The following is an 18,822-nucleotide window of genomic DNA, read 5'->3' on the forward strand; positions in this document are numbered from 1 at the left end:
CCGCGGCGGGGATCAGAGCAGGGTGTCCAGCGCGTTGATCAACGCCTGGTTCTGCTCTGCGGTGCCGACGGTGATGCGCAAGTAGTCGGCGATGCGTTCGGGTTTGCCGAAGTGGCGCACGATGATGCCCTGCTCGCGCAGGCCCTGGGCCAGAGAAGCGCCACGGTGTTGCGGGTGGTGGGTGAAGAGAAAGTTGGCCGCTGACGGCAGGCTTTCAAAGCCCCGCTGGGAAAGCTGCTCTTTGAGCCAGTCACGCTGACTGATTACCTGATCACAGCCTTTCTCGAACCACTGCTGATCTTCAAAAGCGGCCACACCGGCAGCAATGGCCAGGCGATCCAGCGGGTAGGAATTGAAGCTGTCCTTGATACGATTGAGGCCATCGATCAACGCCTCATCGCCCACCGCCAGGCCAATACGCAAACCGGCCAGCGAACGGGACTTGGACAGGGTCTGGGTGACCAGCAGATTCGGGTAACGGTTGACCAGACTGATGGCCGTGTCACCGCCCCCCTTCTTGTTGCCTGAAAAATCGATGTAGGCTTCATCGATCACCATCAGGGATTCCGTGTTGGCCTGCAACAAACGCTCAATGTCGCTCAGCGGCATTAACTTGCCGGTGGGGGCATTGGGGTTGGGGAAGATAATGCCACCGTTGGGCCGCAGGTAGTCTTCCACATTGATAGACAGGGTTTCGTCCAGCGGCACCGCGTCATAATCAATCTGATAGAGGCCGCAATAGACTTTATAGAAGCTGTAGGTAATGTCCGGAAACAGCAGCGGCTCGTCCTGTCGGAAAAAACCCATGAACAGATGGGCCAGCACTTCATCGGAACCATTGCCAACAAATACCTGGGAGCGCTTGATGCCATGACCTTTGCCGGAATAGTAATCGGCAATGGCCTGCTTGAGCAGACCACTGTCCGGGTCCGGGTAGAGACGCAGACGGTCGTCCGCCTCGGCACGAATCGCCTCGATCACCTTCGGCGAGGGACCCAGCGGGTGCTCATTGGTATTCAGCTTCACCAACTTGTCCATCTTCGGCTGCTCGCCGGGGACGTAGGGCTCCAGGTGGTGAACGAATTCGCTCCAGTATTTGCTCATAGTCTTGTCGTCCGACGTCAGGCGTCTGACGCCTTCTTAATTCTATACTCGGCGCTGCGCGCGTGGGCGGTAAGGCTTTCGCCGCGGGCCAGGGGTGAGGCGATTTTTGCCAGTTCGCTGGCGCCCTCCGGGGAACAGCCGATCAGCGAGCTGCGCTTCTGGAAATCATAGACACCCAAGGGTGAAGAAAACCGTGCCGTGGCACTGGTGGGCAACACGTGGTTGGGGCCCGCGCAGTAATCACCCAGCGCTTCCGGCGTGTGACGGCCCAGGAAGATGGCGCCGGCATGACGAATCTGCTTTGCCCACTGTTCCGCGTCGTCGATGGACAACTCCAGGTGCTCGGAGGCGATGGTATTGGCCAGGTCGATGGCCTGCTGCAGATCCTGCACCTGAATCATGGCGCCGCGATTTTTCATGGAAGTGCGGATGATGGTTTCCCGCTCCAGGGTCACCGCCAGTTTTTCCATGGACTCGGCCACCTGTTGCAGGAAGTCGCCATCAGGGCTGACCAGGATGGCCTGGGCTTCCTCGTCATGCTCTGCCTGGGAAAACAGGTCCATGGCGATCCAGTCCGGGTCGGTCTTGCCATCGCACACCACCAGGATTTCCGACGGCCCGGCGATCATGTCGATGCCTACCTTGCCGAACACCTGACGCTTGGCTTCCGCCACATAGATGTTGCCGGGACCGACGATCTTGTCCACCGCAGGCACCGTCTCGGTGCCGTAGGCCAGTGCCGCTACGGCCTGGGCGCCCCCCAGGGTGAACAGTTTGTCCACGCCGGCTATGGCCGCCGCCGCCAGCACCATGTCGTTGATCTCGCCGTCCGGGGCCGGCGACACCATGATGATTTCGCCAACGCCAGCAACTTTGGCCGGCAGGGCATTCATCAGCACCGAGCTGGGATAGGCGGCCTTGCCGCCGGGCACGTAGATACCGGCCCGGTCCAGCGGCGTCACCTGTTGGCCCAGCAGGGTGCCGTCGGCTTCCCGGTACTGCCAGGAATCCTGCTTCTGCTTTTCGTGGTAGCGACGCACCCGTTCGGCGGCCGCCTCCAGGGCCTGGCGCTGTTCGGCGGGAATACGGTCCAGAGCCGCCTGCAACTGATCATGCGCCACCACCAGTTCGTTCATGGCGGCCACGTCACGGCGATCAAAACGGTTGGTGTATTCCACCAGCGCCGCATCGCCGCGTTTGGCCACATCACGAAGAATGCCGCGCACCCGGTCCGCCACTTCCTCGTCCCGTTCTTCGGACCAGGCGGTGAGCGCAGCCAGCTTGGCATCGAAATCCGCGTCTTGGGCGTTAAGCCAGGTGGTTTCCATGGTTGGCACCGTTGTCAAAGTCACAATCTGTTTTTACCACAGAGGGCACAGAGTTCAGTGAGGAGAAGGCGGGTCTTTTTCTATCACAGAGATCAACAACGCCTGTTGCTCAAGGCCACACCAAAATGTGGGCTTTTTATTCTGCGCGCACTGTGACCTCTGTGGTGAAAGGCGTTTAGCCCACCTTGCGGGCATCCACCGCTTCGGCCAGCTGATCCAGGATTCCCTGAATATCCCCATGTCGGGTTTTCATGCTGGCACGGTTGACGATCACCCGGGTGGAAATATGGGCGATCAGTTCGGTGGGCTCCAGACCGTTGGCGCGCAGGGTGTTGCCGGTGTCCACGATATCCACGATGCGGTCGGCCAGCCCCACCAGCGGAGCCAGCTCCATGGCACCGTAAAGCTTGATCACTTCTGCCTGTTTGCCCTGCTGGGCGTAGTAGGCCTTGGCCACATTGACGAATTTGGTGGCCACACGCAGGCGACCGCCCACATCCGGGGCATCCTTCACCGCCGCTACCATCAATTTGCAACGAGCGATATCCAGATCCAGGGGCTCGAACACGCCGTCGCCGCCATGCTCCATGAGCACATCCTTGCCGGCCACACCGATATCCGCCGCACCGTGCTGCACATAGGGAGGCACGTCGGTGGCGCGAATAATGATGATTTTCACATCTTCGCGGGTGGTATCGAAGATCAGCTTGCGTGACGCTTCCGGATCTTCCAGCAGTTCAATGCCCGCCGCTTTGAGCAGCGGCAGGGTTTCCTTGAGGATGCGCCCCTTGGACAGGGCGATGGTCAACGGCTTGGTCATTACGCTCTCGTTCAGCGCGGGACGCGGCGAATCACCGCACCCAGCGATTGCAGTTTCTCTTCAATACACTCATAGCCGCGATCGATGTGATAGATACGGTCTACCGTGGTTTCCCCTTGCGCCGCCAGCGCCGCGATCACCAGGGAGGCGGAGGCGCGCAGGTCGGTGGCCATCACCGGCGCACCGGTAAGCTGCTCCACACCGCGACAGATGGCGGTATTGCCCTGCACTTCGATATCGGCGCCCATGCGGTTCATTTCCTGCACATGCATGAAGCGGTTTTCAAATACCGTTTCCACAATGGTGCCGGTGCCTTCGGCAATCAGGTTCAGGGCCATGAACTGGGCCTGCATGTCCGTAGGCATGGCCGGATACGGCGCGGTCCGCAGGGAGATCGCCTTGGGCCGGCGGCCTTCCATGTCCAGCTCGATCCAGTCTTCACCGGTGGTGATTTTGGCACCGGCTTCTTCCAGTTTCTGCAGCACCGCATCGAGAATGCCGGGCACGGTGTCCTTGGTCTTGATACGGCCACCGGTAATGGCAGCGGCGATCAGGTAGGTGCCGGTTTCGATACGGTCAGCAATCACTTCATGATGACCGCCGTGAAGACGCTCCACCCCTTCAATGGTGATGGTGTCGGTACCGGCGCCACTGACCTTGCCACCCATGGTGTTGATGAAGTCAGCCAGATCCACCACTTCCGGTTCCCGGGCGGCGTTTTCCAGGTAGGTGGTACCTTCCGCCAGAGCAGCGGCCATCAACAGGTTTTCGGTACCGGTCACGGTCACCGTATCCATGACAATCCGGGCACCTTTGAGGCGACCCTCCACGGAGGCATGCACGTAACCGTTGGACACCTCTATGGTGGCACCCATGGCCTCCAGGCCACGCAGGTGAATATCCACCGGCCGCGAGCCAATGGCACAGCCACCCGGCAGGGAAACGGAAGCTCTACCGAAATGGGCCACCATGGGTCCCAGCACCAGGATGGAGGCACGCATGGTCTTCACCAGCTCGTAGGGAGCGGTGAGTTCCTTGATGGTGGTAGCGTTCACTTCCACGTTCATGCGGTCGTCGATCACCACGTGGACGCCCATGCGACCCAGCAGCTCGATCAGGGTGGTGACATCCTGCAGATGCGGCAGGTTGCCCACGGTGACCGGCTCGTCGGCCAGCAGAGTGGCGGCCAGGATCGGCAGTGCTGCGTTTTTGGCGCCGGAAATACGGATTTCGCCGTCCAGACGCCGACCGCCGGTGATGATCAATTTATCCATGAAGTGTCTCTAGGCTTATCAGAAGGCCGGGCGCAATGCCTCAGCCGATACCCATTTTCTGGGCTTTTTCCCACTCGGCCGGGGTATAGGTAATGATCTGCACCGCGTGGATGGTGTTGCTCTGGATCTGCTCGTTGATGGTCGCGTACACCAGCTGCTGCTTCTTCACCGGCATCAGACCATCAAAGGCGGTGGATATCACGCGAATCTGGAACCGGTCACCGCCGCCTTCTACCGCCACGTCAGCATCATCAAAACCGGCTTCGACCAGCGCTTTTACCTCTTCCGGATTCATGTTCGCTCCTCATCGGGGCCGACAGCGGCCCGAACAGCAAGGAGCGGGACAGACCCGCTCCTCGGTAAAAACGGCAATAATACGCGAGCCGGCGCCCCCTTGCCACGGCGGCGGCGGCGGAACAATCAACCCTTCTGGTCTTCACCCTCGATGCCAGCGTCGATCTTGGCATCCGCGGACCAGTTGTCGATCACCTTGTCGATGTCGTTGTACTGCTGCATACCCTGGGCGAACTGGCTCTGGAAGGTATCGCGCAAATCCAGGCCGTTGACGTAGACATTGATCACCCGCCACTGATCATCACGCAGGAACAGGGTGTAATAGATCGGTACCGTCTTGCCGGAGTTGGTTTTCACCTCCATGCGTACCCGTGCATAGTCCCCCTTACGATCCCCTTCCTGCATGGGCAGGGTAGTAATTTTCTGACCTTCATAAAGGGTGATGCCGGAGGCATAGGTGTTGATCAGGCTGTTCTTGAACACATCCAGAAAACGGTACTTTTGCTCCTTGCTGGACGGCCCGAAGTAATCGCCCATCACCATACGGGTGATGCGCTTGAAATCCACCAGATCGCCAAGCTCCTCGCGCACCAGTTCCTTGGCCCGGTCCGGATTCGTTTCCAGTTGCTCCCGCTCCGCTTCAATGCGGGATGTCATGCGTTCCACCGCCTCCATCACCACTTGCCGCGGATCATTTTCCGCCGCCGCCAAAGAGGCCATGGCGGTAAGCACCATCGCCAGCCAGATCCGGATAACACGCTGCAAATGCATAGAAAACTCCCTGTTAATGTCCGGCGGTTTTACGGTTTTATACCGCTGTTGTCCAGTAACACACTGAACCGCATCTGCTTTATTGGAGTCCCAAGATGTCACAACGGTTCCAAATGAAACAGAATTCGGGTCAACGTGGCCTGCCCAGCAATGTATAATCGGCCCCGACCAGAGGAGAGATGAATGAGTCACAACCACATCGGCGTGGGCCGGCGGGTTCTGGACATTGAAGCCAGAGCCGTGGATGCCCTGAAAGACAGCCTGGATGACAGCTTCTCCGCCGCCTGCGACCTGATGCTTGGCGCCCGTGGCCGGGTAATTGTTACTGGCATGGGCAAAAGTGGCCATGTGGGCAGCAAACTGGCCGCCACCCTGGCCAGCACCGGCACCCCGGCTTTCTTTGTTCACCCTGGTGAGGCCTCACACGGCGACCTGGGCATGATCACCACCGATGATGTGGTGCTCGCCCTGTCCAATTCCGGAGAAACCGCCGAAGTGCTGGCCATTCTGCCGGTGATAAAGCGCAAGGGCACCGCCCTGATCGGCATGACCGGTCGCCCGCAATCCGCACTGGCACAACTCTCTGATGTGCACCTGACCGTGGCAGTCAGTGAAGAAGCCTGCCCGCACAATCTGGCACCCACCTCGTCCACCACAGCGGCCCTCGCCATGGGCGACGCCCTGGCCATCGCCCTGCTGGAAGCACGCGGCTTCACCCCTGAAGACTTCGCCATGAGCCACCCTGGTGGCAGCCTGGGCCGACGCCTGCTGCTCAAGGTGGACGACATCATGCATGCTGGCGAGCGCCTGCCGGTGGTTGCCTCGGGCACTCCGCTCAGCGAAGCCCTGCTGGAAATGACCCGCAAAGGCCTGGGCATGACCGCCATCACCCGGGACGATGGCACCCTGGCCGGCATCTTTACGGATGGCGATCTGCGCCGCATGCTGGATCGGGATATCGACATTCGCCAGGCCACCATTGATGAAGTCATGGTGGCTCAGCCGATCACCATCGAACCCGGCCACCTGGCCGCCGAGGCCCTGCAGATCATGGAAACCCGCAAAATCAACGGCCTGATGGTCTGTGACAAGGACCACAAGCCTCTTGGTGCCTTCAACATGCAGGATCTGCTGCGCGCGGGGGTGGTGTAAATGCCTCTGCAGCTCTCATCCATTGATGCCCAGAACCTGCGCCTGATGGCCTTCGACGTGGACGGAGTGATGACCGACGGGCGCATCTACTTCAGCCCGGAAGGCGAAGCCATCAAGGTATTTAACACCCTGGACGGCCACGGTCTGAAAAAACTGGCCGCCAGCGGCGTCACCCTGGCCATCATCACCGGTCGCAATACACCCATGGTAGCCAAGCGTGCCGCCGACCTGGGCATCGCCCATGTGATACAGGGTCGTGAAGACAAGGGCGTCGCCCTGGCGGATCTGGCAGAACAGCTGGGTATCGCCGCCAGCGAGACCGGCTATGCCGGCGATGACGAACCGGACGTAAGCGCCCTGGACTGGGCCCAGATCAGTTTTGCCCCGGCCAATGCCCATGACTGTGCCAAGACAGCCGCCGATCACATTACCGAACGGCGCGGCGGCGAAGGCGCGGTTCGCGAAATCTGCGACGCTATCCTGGCGCAACGGAGCCCGGCATGAAGCGCCAGGGCCTGCTCAGTGCCACCGGCATTCTGATGCTGGGGCTGGTCATGCTGATGACCCTGCACGAGTGGGATGACACCCTGCCCGGCCAGGAGGATGCCATCCTCACTGCGCCTGCCATTGTCGCCAAGGACATTACTGCACGCGCCTTTAGTGAAGAGGACGGCCGTCTCCAGTACTATCTCACCGCCGAGACGCTGACCCAATACGACCACAACCCACTCACGGAAATGCAGCAACCCGAGCTGGAAATGGCCAACGACAAAGGCAGCTGGACCATTGTCAGCGAACAGGGCGTGGTGCAAGAAAATGGCGACCTGATTGTCTTCTCCGGCGACGTGACAGCCCGCAACCAGCAACAGAAAATCACCCTGGACACCCAGGAACTGCGCTTTCTCAGCGAGACCAACATCGCCAGCTCTCCCGGGGATGTTGACATAGAATTTGAATCCGGCAGGACCCGCGCGGGTGCGCTGGAGGCCGATCTCGACAAGGGCATACTGACCCTTGAAAAAGGAGTAAAGAGTGAGTTTGACGCGCCGGCTTCTTAGAACCTGCACCATCGCCCTGGCTGTGACCCTGCCGGTGAGCGCAGTGGCCGCCCCAGCACAAATGCCGGTGTCCGTCACCGCCGACTCCGGACGTTTCGAACAGGACGCCGGCAGCGGGCTGTATCGCGGCAATGTGGAACTGATACAGGGCAAGCGGAAACTGTTTGCCGATGAGATGCGCCTGTTTACCCGTGATGGCGAACTGATCCGCGTGGAAGCGTCCGGCACCCCGGTGCGCATGGAAGAAGGTGAGGACCTGCAGGCCCACGCCAATAACCTGGTCTACGACATTCGCCAACGCACCCTGGTACTCACCGGCGATGCTTACATTGAACACCTGGGCAACACCTTTGAAGGCGCCAAGGTGGAATACAGCCTGGATTCCAAGCGGGTAGACGCCAGCAGCGAAGGCGACAAACGGGTACGACTGGTGATCCCTGCCGAGAACCAGACGCCCAAGGAAGACACCCCTGCGGACAACAATGCAAACGACGAGGCGCCCGTAGCGCCCTCCTCAGAGGCGGAGCCAAACACCCCATGAGCCATTTACGTGCCCACCACCTGGCAAAAAGCTACAAGGGTCGCCGGGTCATCGAAGATGTCTCCCTGGACGTGGAAGCCGGCCAGATCGTCGGCCTGCTCGGTCCCAATGGCGCCGGCAAGACCACCTGCTTCTACATGATTGTCGGACTGGTGGAAGCGGACGCCGGTCGGATCGACATCAACGAGGCGGATATCACCCATCTGCCCATGCATGGCCGCGCCCAGCGTGGCATCGGCTACTTGCCCCAGGAAGCCAGCATCTTCCGCCGCCTGACCGTGGAAGAGAACATCATGGCGATCCTGGAAACCCGCAAGGAGCTGAGCAAGGCGGAGCGTCACGAACGCATGGAAAGCCTGCTCAAGGAATTCCATATCACCCACATCCGTGATTCCCTGGGTATGAGCCTGTCCGGCGGTGAGCGGCGCCGGGCAGAAATCGCCCGCGGCCTGGCCACCGACCCGGATTTCATCCTGCTGGATGAACCCTTCGCCGGCGTGGACCCGATTTCCGTGAACGACATCAAGGGCATCATCCGCCATCTGAAAGAGCGCGGCATCGGCGTACTGATCACCGACCACAACGTGCGCGAAACCCTGGATATCTGCGACACCGCCTACATCGTCAGCGCCGGCCATATCATCGCCTCCGGCGATGCGGACACCATTCTTGGCAACCAGCAGGTGCGGGATGTGTATCTGGGGGCCGATTTCAGGCTGTAAAAGGCAGTAAATAGTTAATAGTGAACAGTTAACAGCTCGCGGCCGGGGCATGCACTATTTTTGAGCAAGCCGCCGCGCCCATAGCTTGTTCGCGACGGAAAGGCTTGAAACACAGAAAACCTGCCCCGCGCGCTGTTAACTATTAACTGTTCACTGTTAACTACCTTCCTCCTAGCACACAACCACCATTGGCACAAATATTGCTTGCCTTATGCATAGGCTGTTATTCTCAGGTTTTGGGGATGACACCAGTCTGAGCAGTATGAAGCCAAGCCTACAACTACAAATCGGCCAGCAGCTGACCATGACTCCGCAGCTGCAGCAGGCTATACGCCTCCTGCAGCTCTCCACGCTGGACCTGCGTCAAGAGATTCAGCAGGCCGTGGAAAGTAATCCGTTGCTGGAGCTGGCCGATGATTTCGGTGACGAATCCCTGCCTGACGCTGACGAGGAACGTCAGGACGACCAGGAGCTGGATACCGAGCGTGACGATGCCCTGGAAGAGTTCGTGGATGACGAACCCGGCATCGAAACGGAATGGGACGATGTTTATTCCGGCCAGACCAGCAGCGCCTCCAGCGCCCTCCCCGACGATGCCGACGACTGGCAGCAGCGCCATAGTGTGGCCGGCAATCTACAGGACCACCTGCTCTGGCAACTGAATCTGACCCCCATGAGCGATGTGGACCGCATTATCGCCATGACCATCATCGAATCCCTGGACGATCGCGGCTACCTGACCGTCACCGTGGACGACATCGTGGCGATGATGAACGCCCAGGATGACCTGCTCACCGAAGGTGACGAGCTGGAAGCCGATGAAGTCCTGGCTGTGCAGCACCGCCTGCAACAATTCGACCCGGTGGGAGTTGCCAGTCTGGATCTGGCCGACTGCCTGCGGGTGCAGCTGCGCCAACTGCCCACGGACACGCCCTTTCTGGACTATGCCCTGGCCCTGCTCGGGCATCTCGAGCTACTGGAAAAGCACGACTACGCCGCCCTGCGCCGGGTACTGCAGATCAGCGAAGAAAACCTGCTGGACGCCCTCTCGCTGCTACGCACCCTGGACCCGGCTCCCGGCGAACAGATTGGGGAAAGCCAGGTGGATTACGCGGTGCCGGACGTGATCGTACGCCAGCACCAGGGGCGCTGGCAGGTCAGCCTGAACGAGGAGGTGCTGCCCAAGGTCAATTTGCAGCAGCAGTACGCCTCCATGGCCCGCAAGGCCGGTGGCGAGGATGGCCAGTACCTGCGCAACTGCGTGCAAGAAGCCAAGTGGTTCATCAAGAGCCTGCAAAGCCGCCACGACACCCTGCTGAAGGTGGCAACCCGCATCGTTGACGTTCAGCAGGACTTCTTCGACTATGGGGAAGAGGCCATGAAACCCCTGGTTCTGGCCGACATTGCCGACGCCGTCGAGATGCACGAATCGACCATCAGTCGGGTCACCAACCAGAAATACATGATGACACCCCGCGGCGTCTTTGAGTTGAAGTATTTCTTCTCCAGCCACGTGGGAACAGACGGCGGCGGTGAGTGTTCCTCCACCGCTATTCGTGCCATTATTAAGAAGCTGGTCGCTGCCGAGAATCCCCGCAAACCGCTCAGCGACAACAAGCTTGCAAGCTTGCTGAATGAGCAGGGAATCAATGTAGCGCGCCGGACAGTCGCCAAGTACCGTGAGGCGATGAGAATACCGTCATCCAGCGCCCGCAAGCGTTTGGTGTAGGCGCCGGGACGGCCCAACGAGCAGGTAAAGGAGCCAGCCATGCAAATTAATATCAGCGGTCATCACCTGGAAATTACCGATGCTTTGCGAGCCTACGTAGGAGACAAATTCTCCCGTCTTGAACGGCATTTCGACCAGATTACCAGTGTCCAGGTGATCCTTTCCCCGGAACCCAAGACCCACAAGGCGGAATCCACTATCCATATTTCCGGGGCCGACGTCTTCGCCACCGCTGAAGCAGTCGACATGTACGCTGCCATCGACAAGCTGACGGACAAGCTCGACCGCCAGATCCTCAAACACAAGGAAAAGGCCGTCAGCCACAAGCACGGCGGCCACTGAACCCAAAGCGACAATTATGCGAGTTCGCGAACTACTCACCGAAGCACGCACCCATAGCGAGGTGCAGGCCAGCAGCAAGAAACAGCTGCTGGACCAGGTTGCGCAGCTGGCCGCGGCCGGCTGCGACAGCCTCAACGAACAGGAGGTCTTCGACGCCCTGGTAGCCCGGGAAAAGCTGGGCTCCACGGGCATCGGTGAAGGCATCGCCATTCCTCACTGTCGTCTTGGTCACTGCCAGCAACCCATCGGGCTGCTGCTGAAACTCTCTACCCCCATCGATTTTGACGCCGTTGACGGTCGCCCGGTAGATCTGGTTTTTGTACTGCTGGTTCCCCAGGAAAACCCGGAACAGCACCTGAAAACCCTCAGCCACCTGGCGTCCCTGTTCAACGACGACGATTACCGTGCCGAGCTGCGATTGAGCAAGAACGACCACCACCTTTATCACACCGCCGTGGAATCCGAAGCGGAGCTGCGACTGGCATCATGAAGGAACGCAACACGCTTTCAGGCATCACCCGGGACATCCCCTCGTCTATCCATTTTGCGTGCCAACGTGCTGCAAATAGCGTGCAAGCGGTGCAACCATGAAACTCACCATCATCAGCGGCCGATCCGGCTCGGGGAAAACCACCGCCCTGCAAGCCATGGAAGACCAGAACTACTACTGCGTCGACAACCTGCCGGTGGGCATGCTCCCGACACTTGCGGAACAGCTTGACCAGGGCGAGCTCCCCATAGAGCGAGCGGCAGTAGGCATTGATGCGCGCAACCTGCCCACCCAGTTACTGGCTTTTGACGCCATCCTGGATGCACTGCACCAGCAGCAGGTAAAGACCGAAATTATTTATCTGGATGCGGACGACAACACTCTGCTCAAGCGCTTCAGCGCCACCCGCCGGCGACACCCGCTGGGCGCCCAGCAAGGCTCCGTGGAAGCAGCCATCCAGCATGAGCGGGAATTGCTGTCCAATATCCGCCTGCGCGCCGACCTGGTGATCGACACCAGCAACTATGACGTTCACAGCCTGCGTAACCTGATGCGCGAACGGGTAGCCAATCGCAGCGCCGCCCTGTCCCTGCAGCTGGAATCCTTCGGTTTCAAGAACGGCCTGCCCAACGATGCCGACCTGGTGTTTGACGTGCGGGTGCTGCCCAACCCGCACTGGCGGGCCGACCTGCGGCCCTTTACCGGCCGCGATGACGCCATTATCGATTTCCTCCAGCAGCACCAGGCCAGCCACGACATGCTTGAAGATATTCATCATTTCGTAAAACGCTGGCTGCCGGCGTTTGCTGACAGCGATCGCAGCTATGTGACTGTCGCCATTGGCTGCACTGGCGGCCGCCATCGTTCGGTATTCATTACCGAACAACTGGCAAAACGGCTACGCGATGAGGGCACCACCCTTCAGGTCCGCCACCGCGAACTGGATTAAGCCACTCAATGATCGAAAAACAACTGGATATCATCAACAAGCTTGGCCTGCATGCCCGTGCTGCCGCCAAGGTGGTCAGCGTGGCCTCCCGCTATGAAAGCCGCATTCATGTGATTCACAACGGCAGCCCCATCGACGCCAAAAGCATCATGGGGCTGCTCATGCTTGGCGCCGCCAAGGGCACCAGCGTCACCTTTCAGGTTGACGGCAACGATGAAACCGCCGCCATGGAAGAACTCACCGATCTGTTCGCCCGCCGCTTTGATGAAGAAGAATGAAAACAGTTAAAAGTTAACAGCGAATAGTGAACAGCTAAAAAATCAAGTACCACATGCCCCGAAGGGCTGTTACTGTTGGTTTATCCAAGTCCGAGCAGCAGCACACATTGTTCCCGCTGTTAACTATTCACTGTTAACTGTTAACTGATTCTTCGATGCCCGCTGATACCAGCCGTAGCCAACAGCACCACAAAATCATCAACCGCGCCTTGTCCAGCGGCACCTACACCCAGGTCCGTCAGCTGTTCAATAATCTGCCCGGTGCTGAAGCGGCGCATTTGCTGGAATCCTTCCCTCCCCGGGAACGGGAAATTCTCTGGCAACTGCTGAGCAAGGACCAGGAAAGCGAAGTCCTCCAGTATCTGGGCGAGGAAGTGCGGGTTGAACTGCTGCGCAACCTGAGCACCGACGAGCTGGTCTCGCTGGTGGAAGAGCTGGACACCGATGACCTGGCCGACCTGTTACAGGAATTGCCGGACCACGTCACCAGCCAGGTCATGGCCAGCCTGGACGCGCAGAACCGGGATCGGCTGGAACAGGTAATGAGTTACCCGGAGGATACCGCCGGGGGCCTGATGAACACGGATGTCATTACCATCCGCCCGGAAATCACCTTCGAGGTCGTGCAGCGCTATCTGCGCCGACGAGGCGAAATCCCTCGCACCACCGATAACCTGGCGGTGGTCAATCGCCGCAACCAGTTTATCGGGCTGCTGCCGCTGACCAAGGTCCTGATCAGCGACCCCGGCACCACCGTGCGCGAGGCCATGATCACCGATACCGAATCCATCCCCGCCACCTTGCCCGCTCACGAAGTGGCCAAGATCTTCGAACGCCAGGATCTGGTAACCGCCCCGGTGGTGGACGAAGACGGCATGCTGGTGGGCCGGATTACCATTGATGACGTGGTAGACGTGATTATCGAGGAAGCCGACCACTCACTGATGAGCATGGCCGGTCTGGATGAAGACGAGGACACCTTCGGTTCCGTCTGGCAGACCGCTCGCCGCCGGGCCGTCTGGCTGGGCATCAACTTGCTGACTGCGCTGGCGGCTTCCGCCGTCATCGGACTGTTCGAAGCCACCCTGGAAAAAGTGGTGGCGCTGGCCATTCTCATGCCTATCGTTGCCAGCATGGGCGGTATCGCCGGCAGCCAGACCCTGACCCTGGTGATCCGCGCCATGGCATTGGGGCAGATCCAGTCGAGCAATACTCGCTATCTGCTGGTCAAGGAGCTGTCCGTGGGGGCATTGAACGGCGTGCTGTGGGCCACGGTGATCGGCATTACCGCCGCCCTGTGGTTCGACGACCCCAGTATCGGCCTGGTCATCGCCGCCGCCATGATCATCAATCTGATCATGGCCGCCTGTGCCGGCGCCCTGCTGCCCATGATCATGAAAAAGATGGGCATCGACCCGGCCCTGGCGGGCTCCGTGGTGCTCACCACCATCACCGATATCGTGGGCTTCTTTGCCTTCCTGGGCCTGGCCACCGTGCTCTACGCCCATCTGCTGGTCTGAAAAAAAAGGCGCCATCGAGTGGCGCCTTTCTTGTCATGCTTTGCCGCAGAATTTATTCCACAAAAATCTGCCGGAAAGACACGTAGTAGGCGCCGGCCAGAATCGGCATGACGAACAGCCAACCCAGCAGCAATGGCAAGGCAGCCACCAGCACGATCACCATGGTTACCAGCAGGTAAACGATCAAGGGAATCACGTTGCGGGTGAAGCCGCGCAGGCTCAGCTTCATGGCTTCGCCCACACCCTTGTTGCCCAGGAAGATCAACGGCACGGTGAAATAGAACAGATAGACGAAGCCAAACATGGCCACCAGCCCCAACAGGCCAAGCACCACCATGGCCCCGGTGTTAGCGCCACCGCCGGCACCCAGTGCATAACCCAGCCCGCCAAAGACAATCCCGAGCAGCAGCATCACGCCGAGCTGAGCCAGTGCCATCAGAATCAGTGGGCCGGTTCGATCAGAAAACGCGGCGAACAGGTCGGCGAAGTCCGAGGTGCCCTCGGTTTCCATGCGATGGAAGATTTTCACGATCCCCGCGTATAGCAGAGGCGTCGCCAGAATCTGAGCGATCATGCCAAGCAACGGAATGATCTGGAACGCAGAGGTAATCAGCACGGTGACCACCAGGGCCCCCAGCACCACACCCCAGTGCCCCGGCAGCATCTTGTGACCACTGCTGATCCAGCCCAGTGCGTCCCCCGCACTGATCTTGCGCGGCTCGGCCAGAATGGTCAGCGGCTGCGCCGGCGGATTATTGTCGTCAACCAGCTCGGCCTGCGGCTGTTGATACGGATTGATTTCACTCACGGTTTGCTCCTTTCCCGAAAAAAATTTTCATCCATTGAAAATGCCCGGATACAACGTATCGCTATCGCCCTGCGATTTTGATGGGCGACAACAACAGCGAGCCGCTGGCGATGTTACCCCGATAATCCACATCGGTACCGCTACCCTGAATACCCTTGAGCATCTCCCCCAAATGCCCCGCAATGGTAAACTCTTGCAACGCTCCTTGTATGACACCGTTCTCAAACCAGAAACCGCTAGCGCCACGGGAATAGTCTCCGGTCACCAGGTTCACCCCCTGCCCCATGACTTCCGTGATCAGAATGCCTTTCGGCACCCGGGCCATTAACGCTGCCAGTGACTCGCCGGTATCGGTAATAGACAGGTTACGCACCCCGCCACCATTGCCGGTGGGCTCCATCTGCAAACGGCGACCAGCATAAAGCCCCAGTACATACTGGCGCAGTACGCCATCCTCCACGAAAGACTGGGCACGAGTGGGCAGGCCATCACCATCGAAAGGGGCAGAGGCATTGCCGGCAGACAGATGGGGATTCTCTGTCAGCGCAAACCCCTTGGGCAGCACTGCGGTACCGATACTGTCCTGCAGGAAGGAGCTGCGACGGTAAAGGGCGCCACCGCTGATGGCCGAGACCAGGTGACCCAGCAGACCGGAGGCCACCTCCGGCGCAAAAATCACTGGCAACTCACCGGTCTCGGGAATACTCGCCCCCAGCCGCGCCAGGGTCCGCTCACGGGCTTTTTCACCAATCTCTTCGGCGCTGGCTAACCGCTCGCCGATGCGACCTCCGTCGTACCAGTAATCGCGCTGCATGCCATCATCGTCTTCCGCCACCACGCTGCAGACCCGGCTATGATGGGTGCCACGATAGCCGTGCAGAAAACCTTCCGAGGTGGCAAAGACACGCAGGCTGGCACCGCTGTTGATGGACGCGCCCTCCGAATTGACGATACGGTCATCATTGCGGGCAATGGTTTCACAGCGCAATGCCTCGTCGATAGCCGCCTGGGTATCCATTGCCCAGGGATGATACAGGTCCAGGTCCGGCACCTCTCGAGCCAGCATTGAGGCCGGCGCCAGACCTGCATAACGATCTTCCTCGGTGTAGCGGGCAATGGAGGCCGCCGCCTGGATGGTGTCGCGCAGGCTGTCACGATTGTCGTCGGAACTGCTGGCGTGCCCCTTGCGCTGGCCACGGAACAGGGTCACCGACACACCGCGATCACGGTGGAATTCCACGGTTTCCACCTCCCCCTGGCGCACATTGACCGAATACCCCTGGGACAGGCTCACATTCACTTCCGCGCCATCGGCACCCTGCCGTTTCGCCTCTTCCAGCACCCAGGCGGCCGTATCTTCCGCCTGGCGTAATTGGGCAATATCCAGTACTGCTGTCGTTGCGGGTGAATCAGACATAAAATAGCGGTTCCGTAACCAGAATCAGAAAATGTAATGACCGAGTATAACGACGACCTGCTGACCAGCAAGACACAACAAAAACGCGATGACAGTGCTTTGCAGGAGCTGGGACTCTCGTTAATGGACATGAAGCCGGCAGAGCGCGAGCGACTGCCCCTGGGCGATGAGCTGAAAAAGGCCCTGGACGAAGCCGGCCGCATCAACCACCACGAGGCTCGCCGTCGCCATGCCCAGTACATCGGCCGCCTGATGCGCGAATCCAACAGCGAGCAGATCATCCAGGCGCTGGAAGCGTTTCATGATCCGTTCCGCCAGCAACGGCTGACCAACTGGGTAGAACAGATCATGGCCTGCGACCAGCCCAGGGACGCAGAAAGCACCCTGCAGCAAGTCCTGGACTTCTTCCCCCACGGTGACCGCCAGCAACTGCGCAACCTGAGCCGTAATGCACTCAAGGCCCGCGTTGACGACCCGACCACGGCGTCTGCCGCAGAAAAAGACAAGTTCAAACGCGAGCGGCGCAAGCTGATGAGCTACCTGAACCAGCTGGACAAAACCGCACCTCTCTATTGAGATGAGAAACGCTTCATGCGGCTGGCGTAGGGTGGATTAGCCTAAGCGTAATCCACCTTCGGTTTCACACATGGTGAGGGCAATGCGAGGAAAGCATGGTGGATTACGCCTGCGGCTAGTTCACCCTACGTTCCTATCACTCGCGGGTTTTCGCTATTAACTGTTAACTATTCACTGTTAACTGCCTTGCCCTGCCACCAGCGCAAAAATGCCGCCCCTACCGCCTTTTGCGGCATGGAGTGCGCATCGCCCTCAATGCCCTGCTCTTCTTCCATCCGCGAAACCTTCTCGTTGGCAGCGGCAAACCAGGCTTCCGGATCGTCAATGCCGGCAGCCATATCTTCGCCATACAACGCCTTGCTGAACCAGGTACGGTCGGAATCGTCACCGCAACCGAAAGAGGTACGGTCTGACGCTGCAGAGGAAAACACTACCCGCTGGGGGGAAGCCAGGGCGTCTACCCATTTTCCGGAATAGCAGGCCGACACCACCAGCCACTGATGCTTTGCCTGCAGCCCATTCAGCCATTGCTTGCCATCCGCCACACTCAGATCATTGAGCTTGAGGTTTCGGTCATCCAGTAACAGGTCGCCCTCTTTCGAGCCGTGGCTGACCAGATGCACCATGAGCAGATCTTCTTGCGGATCCAGCAAGGCATCCAGCGCTTCCAGCGCTTCACGTACACTGGTTCGAGTCGCCAGGGGCAGATCATCGCTGCCGCCGTTGATCAGACGCACCTGCCGACGCTTGAGGTCGAATACCGAGCCCAGCCGCTCCGCCACCCAATCCACTTCCCGGGCAAACACAGCCTCTGTTCCATCACCACCCACCACCAGCAGGTAAACGTCGCGCACTCCGGGCCGCTGTGGTGCCAGGGATGACAGCACCGACTGCAAACGGCTGGATTCGGTGTACAGCCTCGCCTCCATTTTTGCTGCCCGGGCATGGCGATTTTGCCGGTAGGCCTGCTCACTGGCGTAATAGCGGCCACGCACGAAATACCCTTTTTCTTCCTGCGGCTCACCGTCGCCCTCAGCCGGTTGAATGCGTGTGCCGCTGCCGTGGGCATAGCCGTTTTCAAACTGGCCACGAATCACCACCCCATCCGGGCGGGTCAGTGCCCCCTGACCGTGGTAGGAAAAATAGCGAAACGCCCCTTCATACCGGTAACCTTCTTCGTCCCGGTAGCTGCCCTCGAGCAGCTCGCCATCCTCGAACCGGCCTTCGTAGTGCGCACCATCTTCGGTGACCCAGAGTCCCTGGCCATGGGGAGCAAAATCACGGAATTCCCCCTGGTAAGAGCCGCCGCTCTCATAGCTGACGGTGCCCTCAATCAGCTCACCCTGTTCGAACCGACCCTGCCAGGTGGCATCGTCACAGGTGAACTGCCCTTCCCCGTGCAGAACGCCGTCGACAAACTGACCTTCCTGAGCGCAGCCGCGACGGTCCACCAGTTTGCCGTGGCCATTAAGCCGCCCTTCGCGGAATTCCCCTTCGTAGTAGCGACCATCCGGCCAGGTCAGCGTACCTTCGCCATGAAAGAGATCATCACGGGTGTCACCGTCATACACCGCCCCGTCCGGCAAACGCAGATCCGCCGGCCACTGCACCGGATCACAGCCAACCAGCGCAACCAGAACCATTCCAAG

21 protein-coding genes are annotated in these 18,822 nt (G+C 59.6%); 12 read left to right on the forward strand and 9 right to left on the reverse strand.

Annotated features, from left to right (window positions below):
* Positions 1–12: 12 nt before the first annotated feature.
* The 6 genes from hisC to Q0Y02_RS09385 form a co-directional block, all read right to left on the reverse strand.
* Entirely contained in the window at positions 13–1,104 is a 1,092-nt protein-coding gene (gene hisC / locus Q0Y02_RS09360; protein ID WP_297767194.1) for a histidinol-phosphate transaminase, read from the reverse strand.
* Positions 1,105–1,121: 17 nt separating this feature from the next.
* Positions 1,122–2,432: a histidinol dehydrogenase gene (gene hisD / locus Q0Y02_RS09365; RefSeq protein WP_297767196.1), complete on the reverse strand. Its 1,311-nt coding sequence runs from the start codon at positions 2,430–2,432 to the stop codon at positions 1,122–1,124.
* A 175-nt stretch (positions 2,433–2,607) separates the two neighbouring features.
* Complete coding sequence (gene hisG / locus Q0Y02_RS09370; protein ID WP_297767198.1) at positions 2,608–3,252, reverse strand: ATP phosphoribosyltransferase; 645 nt, start codon at positions 3,250–3,252, stop codon at positions 2,608–2,610.
* An 11-nt stretch (positions 3,253–3,263) separates the two neighbouring features.
* Entirely contained in the window at positions 3,264–4,526 is a 1,263-nt protein-coding gene (gene murA, locus Q0Y02_RS09375) for a UDP-N-acetylglucosamine 1-carboxyvinyltransferase (RefSeq protein WP_297767200.1), read from the reverse strand.
* Positions 4,527–4,566: 40 nt separating this feature from the next.
* Positions 4,567–4,821: a BolA/IbaG family iron-sulfur metabolism protein gene (locus Q0Y02_RS09380; protein WP_035248083.1), complete on the reverse strand. Its 255-nt coding sequence runs from the start codon at positions 4,819–4,821 to the stop codon at positions 4,567–4,569.
* 125 nt (positions 4,822–4,946) lie between these two features.
* Positions 4,947–5,591: a phospholipid-binding protein MlaC gene (locus Q0Y02_RS09385; protein ID WP_297767204.1), complete on the reverse strand. Its 645-nt coding sequence runs from the start codon at positions 5,589–5,591 to the stop codon at positions 4,947–4,949.
* 183 nt (positions 5,592–5,774) lie between these two features.
* Between Q0Y02_RS09385 and Q0Y02_RS09390 the strand changes: the two genes are divergently transcribed.
* The 11 genes from Q0Y02_RS09390 to mgtE all read left to right on the forward strand — a co-directional run bounded on the left by Q0Y02_RS09390 (position 5,775) and on the right by mgtE (position 14,372).
* Positions 5,775–6,743, forward strand: a complete 969-nt coding sequence (locus Q0Y02_RS09390; RefSeq protein WP_297767206.1) for a KpsF/GutQ family sugar-phosphate isomerase — start codon at positions 5,775–5,777, stop codon at positions 6,741–6,743.
* Positions 6,744–7,247, forward strand: coding sequence for an HAD hydrolase family protein (locus Q0Y02_RS09395; RefSeq protein WP_297767208.1), 504 nt, complete (start codon positions 6,744–6,746; stop codon positions 7,245–7,247).
* Positions 7,244–7,801, forward strand: a complete 558-nt coding sequence (gene lptC, locus Q0Y02_RS09400) for an LPS export ABC transporter periplasmic protein LptC (RefSeq protein WP_297767210.1) — start codon at positions 7,244–7,246, stop codon at positions 7,799–7,801. Before Q0Y02_RS09395 ends, lptC begins: the two co-directional genes overlap by 4 nt.
* On the forward strand, positions 7,776–8,342 hold the full coding sequence (gene lptA / locus Q0Y02_RS09405; protein ID WP_297767212.1) for a lipopolysaccharide transport periplasmic protein LptA: 567 nt from the start codon (positions 7,776–7,778) through the stop codon (positions 8,340–8,342). Before lptC ends, lptA begins: the two co-directional genes overlap by 26 nt.
* Positions 8,339–9,064, forward strand: a complete 726-nt coding sequence (gene lptB, locus Q0Y02_RS09410; protein ID WP_290510650.1) for an LPS export ABC transporter ATP-binding protein — start codon at positions 8,339–8,341, stop codon at positions 9,062–9,064. Before lptA ends, lptB begins: the two co-directional genes overlap by 4 nt.
* A 262-nt stretch (positions 9,065–9,326) precedes the next feature.
* Entirely contained in the window at positions 9,327–10,793 is a 1,467-nt protein-coding gene (locus Q0Y02_RS09415; protein ID WP_297767215.1) for an RNA polymerase factor sigma-54, read from the forward strand.
* 39 nt (positions 10,794–10,832) lie between these two features.
* Positions 10,833–11,135: a ribosome-associated translation inhibitor RaiA gene (raiA, locus tag Q0Y02_RS09420; protein ID WP_035248094.1), complete on the forward strand. Its 303-nt coding sequence runs from the start codon at positions 10,833–10,835 to the stop codon at positions 11,133–11,135.
* A 16-nt stretch (positions 11,136–11,151) separates the two neighbouring features.
* Positions 11,152–11,625 carry a PTS IIA-like nitrogen regulatory protein PtsN gene (gene ptsN / locus Q0Y02_RS09425; RefSeq protein WP_290510648.1) on the forward strand — a complete coding sequence of 158 codons (474 nt, stop codon included), beginning with the start codon at positions 11,152–11,154 and terminating at the stop codon, positions 11,623–11,625.
* Between the two features lie 97 nt (positions 11,626–11,722).
* Positions 11,723–12,574 (forward strand): RNase adapter RapZ, encoded by an 852-nt coding sequence (gene rapZ, locus Q0Y02_RS09430; protein WP_297767219.1) that lies wholly within the window; start codon positions 11,723–11,725, stop codon positions 12,572–12,574.
* An 8-nt stretch (positions 12,575–12,582) separates the two neighbouring features.
* Positions 12,583–12,852, forward strand: coding sequence for an HPr family phosphocarrier protein (locus Q0Y02_RS09435; protein ID WP_297767220.1), 270 nt, complete (start codon positions 12,583–12,585; stop codon positions 12,850–12,852).
* Between the two features lie 155 nt (positions 12,853–13,007).
* A complete protein-coding gene (gene mgtE, locus Q0Y02_RS09440) occupies positions 13,008–14,372 on the forward strand; it encodes a magnesium transporter (protein ID WP_297767222.1) in 1,365 nt (454 codons plus the stop codon).
* Positions 14,373–14,424: 52 nt separating this feature from the next.
* Here the strand turns inward: mgtE and Q0Y02_RS09445 are convergent, their stop codons facing one another.
* Complete coding sequence (locus Q0Y02_RS09445) at positions 14,425–15,180, reverse strand: BPSS1780 family membrane protein (RefSeq protein ID WP_297767224.1); 756 nt, start codon at positions 15,178–15,180, stop codon at positions 14,425–14,427.
* 61 nt (positions 15,181–15,241) lie between these two features.
* Complete coding sequence (pmbA, locus tag Q0Y02_RS09450) at positions 15,242–16,597, reverse strand: metalloprotease PmbA (RefSeq protein ID WP_297767226.1); 1,356 nt, start codon at positions 16,595–16,597, stop codon at positions 15,242–15,244.
* Between the two features lie 36 nt (positions 16,598–16,633).
* Here pmbA and yjgA point away from each other — a divergent pair, with 36 nt between their 5' ends.
* Positions 16,634–17,173 (forward strand): ribosome biogenesis factor YjgA, encoded by a 540-nt coding sequence (gene yjgA / locus Q0Y02_RS09455; protein ID WP_297767228.1) that lies wholly within the window; start codon positions 16,634–16,636, stop codon positions 17,171–17,173.
* Between the two features lie 167 nt (positions 17,174–17,340).
* Here the strand turns inward: yjgA and Q0Y02_RS09460 are convergent, their stop codons facing one another.
* Entirely contained in the window at positions 17,341–18,816 is a 1,476-nt protein-coding gene (locus Q0Y02_RS09460) for a C13 family peptidase (RefSeq protein ID WP_297767230.1), read from the reverse strand.
* Between the last annotated feature and the right edge of the window lie 6 nt (positions 18,817–18,822).

Source organism: uncultured Alcanivorax sp., from assembly GCF_947258575.1.
Classification (GTDB): domain Bacteria; phylum Pseudomonadota; class Gammaproteobacteria; order Pseudomonadales; family Alcanivoracaceae; genus Alcanivorax.